At 43.4% G+C, this 3,944-nt stretch carries 6 protein-coding genes; 3 read left to right on the plus strand and 3 right to left on the minus strand.

The window, feature by feature from the left end:
- Window positions 1–172: 172 nt before the first annotated feature.
- A complete protein-coding gene (locus tag ASL19_RS18405) occupies window positions 173–523 on the minus strand; it encodes a hypothetical protein (protein WP_235528902.1) in 351 nt (116 codons plus the stop codon).
- Between the two features lie 570 nt (window positions 524–1,093).
- Here ASL19_RS18405 and ASL19_RS18035 point away from each other — a divergent pair.
- The 3 genes from ASL19_RS18035 to ASL19_RS01740 are packed head-to-tail and all read left to right on the plus strand — an operon-like array spanning window position 1,094 to window position 2,977.
- A complete protein-coding gene (locus ASL19_RS18035) occupies window positions 1,094–1,714 on the plus strand; it encodes a hypothetical protein (protein ID WP_200959790.1) in 621 nt (206 codons plus the stop codon).
- On the plus strand, window positions 1,707–2,603 hold the full coding sequence (locus ASL19_RS01735; RefSeq protein WP_057177035.1) for a site-specific DNA-methyltransferase: 897 nt from the start codon (window positions 1,707–1,709) through the stop codon (window positions 2,601–2,603). Before ASL19_RS18035 ends, ASL19_RS01735 begins: the two co-directional genes overlap by 8 nt.
- 8 nt (window positions 2,604–2,611) lie before the next feature.
- Complete coding sequence (locus ASL19_RS01740; RefSeq protein WP_161808561.1) at window positions 2,612–2,977, plus strand: type II toxin-antitoxin system HicA family toxin; 366 nt, start codon at window positions 2,612–2,614, stop codon at window positions 2,975–2,977.
- Window positions 2,978–3,179: 202 nt separating this feature from the next.
- Here the strand turns inward: ASL19_RS01740 and ASL19_RS18410 are convergent, their stop codons facing one another.
- Together ASL19_RS18410 and ASL19_RS18415 are read right to left on the minus strand one after the other, a co-directional pair.
- The gene (locus ASL19_RS18410; protein ID WP_235528903.1) at window positions 3,180–3,485 is read right to left on the minus strand and encodes a hypothetical protein; all 306 of its coding nucleotides are present in this window, start codon (window positions 3,483–3,485) and stop codon (window positions 3,180–3,182) included.
- Window positions 3,385–3,792 carry a hypothetical protein gene (locus tag ASL19_RS18415; RefSeq protein WP_235528904.1) on the minus strand — a complete coding sequence of 136 codons (408 nt, stop codon included), beginning with the start codon at window positions 3,790–3,792 and terminating at the stop codon, window positions 3,385–3,387. The genes ASL19_RS18410 and ASL19_RS18415 overlap by 101 nt, the downstream gene beginning before the upstream one ends.
- Window positions 3,793–3,944: the final 152 nt, after the last annotated feature.

Below are 3,944 nucleotides of genomic sequence, written 5' to 3' on the forward strand. Positions count from 1 at the left end.
AAGAAATTTAACAACGGGAACCTTGCTAATTCCAGGGTTTCGGATACCTGGTACTACTTTTAGTTTTGTTTCTATCGATCACATTAAGGAAGAGATTTAACTACCTACTGCACAAATATTTTTTAGAGGTGCGATCGCCTGCTAATTTTATGAACCGTTACCAAGAATAGGTTCAAAAATTTCCCTTGAGAAGGAACCGGGGGGAACACTGAATGCGATCTCGCGAGTGCGAGTGCTTCGCGATCTCCCATAGGGAGTGCTGCGCAATCGCCCATAGGGAGTGCTTCGCAATCCCCCTCCAAATATCCCCACCCCCTTGAAATAACTGATTCATCCTTTGACGAAAAACGTTTACCGTCAATCTTTTACCAACCAGGAACCGAACATGAAATGAGCCTAGAGGAGAGCGATCTCCCGTCGGGAGTGCTGCGCAATCGTTCATCAACACGTTCAGGTTTTTCCCTTGAGAAGGAATCGGGGGATAATCACTAAGAGCGATCTCGCGAGTGCGAGTGCTTCGCAATCGCCCATAGGGAGTGCTTCGCGATCGCCCCTCAACACGTTCAGAATTTTCCCTTGAGAAGAAACATGGGGGACCCTAAATGCGAGATCCCGTAGGAAATGCTTCGCAATCGCCCATGGGAAGTGCAATATTAGTAAAACACATGTTGTGTGTTCAATTCGATCCACCTACCGCAAAACCAGTCAGTCTCCAGGTTACTAGTCCTTCACAATCGCTCATACGGAGTGCTGCGCGATCGCCCGTAGGGATCCCTTATCGAACTACTGTCGGTGTATATCATTGCGATCGCCCCGCCTGTAGGAAGTGCTTTGGAATCGTCCGTCATTGCCATTAACTGTCTTCAAGGATAGGTTCAGCATTTTTCCTTTGAGAGGAAATGGGTAAGCGATCGCATCTAGAAAAAAGACCTAGCCCTAAGAAATTATCAAGGGAATGTTCCTGAACTGGTGTCAAGGGATGTTATGCGGGAGAGTTTATCCACATGAGAAAGCATGCTTTTACTTCTTTGCATGGATAATTAGGGACGCACCTCAGCAGAGGCTGGCACCGCTTATAGCCCGAATGAGAAAAATGGAAGATATCGACAGAATAGTCGCCGAATCTGACACAATAGTTGAATTGATAAACGAATACAGAACATGCGTCAAAAGTTTTAGTTGGCTAACAGTGCGTGAGGTAGTTATAGACCGGCTTGAAGGATCACGCCGTAGTATTAAGGGGCATCACCTTGAAGCTAGTGTAAGAACAGCGTTAATCACGGCATTTCAAAACTACTTTTCTATACATGGTAACTATGGTCAATACAAGAAGATCAAAATCGCCGATAAGCAGATCAAGATTGGAAATCATACCATTGATGTTTCTGCCGAACTTACACCAACCGGTAATGGACTAAATGAAACACTCTTATTACCAATCAAAACGAGAGAGACCGAAGGTGGCGGGCATTCTCATATATTTACACGAGATATAATTGCGGCAGTGCGTGAATTGAAAGAAGACGGAAACAGGTATCACATGATTGCTGTTATTGTTGCGCTCAATTGGTCCGTTACCGAATTAGATAATATTGATGATCAAATTGATAAGGTCTTTCATTTCAACATGAACCCAAATAAGTTCGTGGGGTTTGATGAGGCATCGCAAATCCAATTGAACAGATACATTCAAGGAGTTTTAGATAATGGATAATTTAAGCAGAATCATTAATAAAGTTCTTTGTGGCGACATCCGGGATGTTGCCTCATCTATTCCTGATAATTATATTCAAGCGATTGTAACAAGCCTTCCATATTTCGGTCACAGAAATTACAGTGGAAATGAAGCCTCCGTCCGAGAAATAGGACGAGAAGGCAATTTATTAAACTATGTAAAAAATGTTATTGATTGTTTTGAGGCATTGAAACCAAAGCTTAGGAATGATGGATTATTGTGGCTTAACATAGGAGACACTTACCGGAACAAAGAGCTACAAGGCGTTCCTTGGCGTGTAGCATTTGCGCTGAAAGACACGGGATGGATTCTCAGAAGCGATATCATTTGGAAAAAACCTAATGCAATGCCATCTTCCGTTAAGAACAGGCCAACTACTGATCATGAGTATGTTTTTCTTTTTTCTAAATCTGCTGATTATTACTATGATGCCGATTCCATAAGAGAGCCACATGTAACATTTTCAGAAAACTCAAAAATGAGAGGTGGTAGAAATCACTTAGGTAAACGTAACGGCACACCAGAAAATGGCAAGAATGCAGGAAACCAAAATTTGCATGATGGCCGATGGGATCAGGCTTTTCATCCGATGGGGAGAAATAAAAGAACTGTCTGGGAAATTCCGTTAGGAAAATTTCGGGATGCACATTTTGCAGTCTTTCCTGAAGCATTGGTCGAAACATGCGTATTAGCTTCTACAAAAAAAGGTGATGTTGTATTTGATCCTTTTACCGGCTCTGGCACTACAGGGGTGGTTGCATTGAGGAATGATCGAAAGTTTATTGGGTGCGATTTGGTAAAAGAATATCAGGAAATGGCACAAAAAAGAATTGATGAAATCGTAGCTCAACCAAGTCTTTTCCAATAAGGAATATTTTGAATGAAATAAACCCAATAAAATCAATGGAAATAATAAGAACACAACAAACTATAGCAAGGACTTTAGAAAATATAGGTAATTTGTATAAAGACGAATTTAATGAAGCTATCTTAAATTTTGAGGATAAATTCATAAATGATTCTCATCAAGCACTATCAATGAGAAGAATCACAGATGAATCAACCATAGAAATGCAAAGATTGCTAACAAGAAAAGGATTTTCTCTAATTAGGCAAGGCAACAACCATGAAATTTGGAAGCATCCTAACCTGAAAAAAGTTACTTCATTACCTCGGCACAAAAAATTATCTACTTTTGTTATTGCCAGTATTCAAAAAGATATTGAGGATGCAATACAATAAATAAACCTCAATATTGTTATGGCAAGGTGTTTGTGGGATAACATAAGACCCAATAAAAAGCGGGAGACCGGGAATTCATTCCCAGTCTCCCCCACGGACAGTCTCCAGGTTGCGAGTCCTTTGCGATCTCCCATAGGGAGTGCTGCGCAATCGCCCCTTTATACATTCAGATTTTCCCCTTGAGAAGAAACCAGGGGCATTTCTAAATGCGAGATCCCGTAGGGAGTGCAATGCGATCTCCCACGGGGAGTGCTTCGCAATCGCCTGTATGGAATACTTTGTGATCGCCCGTAGGGAATGCAATGCGATCTCGCAAGTGCAAGTGCTTCGCAATCCCCCTCCAAATATCCCCACCCCCTTGAAATAACTGATTCATCCTTTGACGGAAAACGTTTACCGTCAATCTTTTACCAACCGGGAACCGAACATGAAACGTGCCTAGATGAGAGCGATCTCCCGTAGGGAGTGCTGCGCAATCGCCCGTCGGGAGTGCTGCGCAATCGTTCATCAACACGTTCAGGTTTTTCCCTTGAGAAGGAATCGGGGGGGAACACTGAATGTGATCTCGCGTAGCGAGTGCTTCGCGATCTCCCATAGGGAGTGCTGCGCAATCGCCCGTCGGAAGTGCTGCGCAATCCCCCTCCAAATATCCCCACCCCTTGAAATAACTGATTTATCCTTTGACGGAAAACGTTTACCGTCAATCTTTTACCAACCAGGAACCGAACATGAAATGAGCCTAGATGAGAGCGATCTCCCGTAGGGAGTGCTGCGCAATCGCCCGCAGGGAGTGCTGCGCAATCGTTCAGCAACACGCTCAGGTTTTTCCCTTGAGAAGGAAACCGGGGTGAACACTGAATGCGATGACTCGCAGGGAGTGCTGCGCAATCCCCCTCCAAATATCCCCACCCCCTTGAAATAACTGATTTATCCTTTGACGGAAAACGTTTACCGTCAACCTTTTACC

It is taken from the genome of Cylindrospermopsis sp. CR12, from assembly GCF_001432185.1.
Taxonomy (GTDB): domain Bacteria; phylum Cyanobacteriota; class Cyanobacteriia; order Cyanobacteriales; family Nostocaceae; genus Raphidiopsis; species Raphidiopsis raciborskii.

Excerpts from the sequence above, each read along its gene's own strand:
- ASL19_RS18410 (WP_235528903.1), bottom strand. The coding sequence starts at position 3,485 with ATGAACGATTGCGCAGCACTCCCGACGGGCGATTGCGCAGCACTCCCT.
- ASL19_RS18035 (WP_200959790.1), top strand. The coding sequence starts at position 1,094 with ATGGAAGATATCGACAGAATAGTCGCCGAATCTGACACAATAGTTGAA.
- ASL19_RS01735 (WP_057177035.1), top strand. The coding sequence starts at position 1,707 with ATGGATAATTTAAGCAGAATCATTAATAAAGTTCTTTGTGGCGACATC.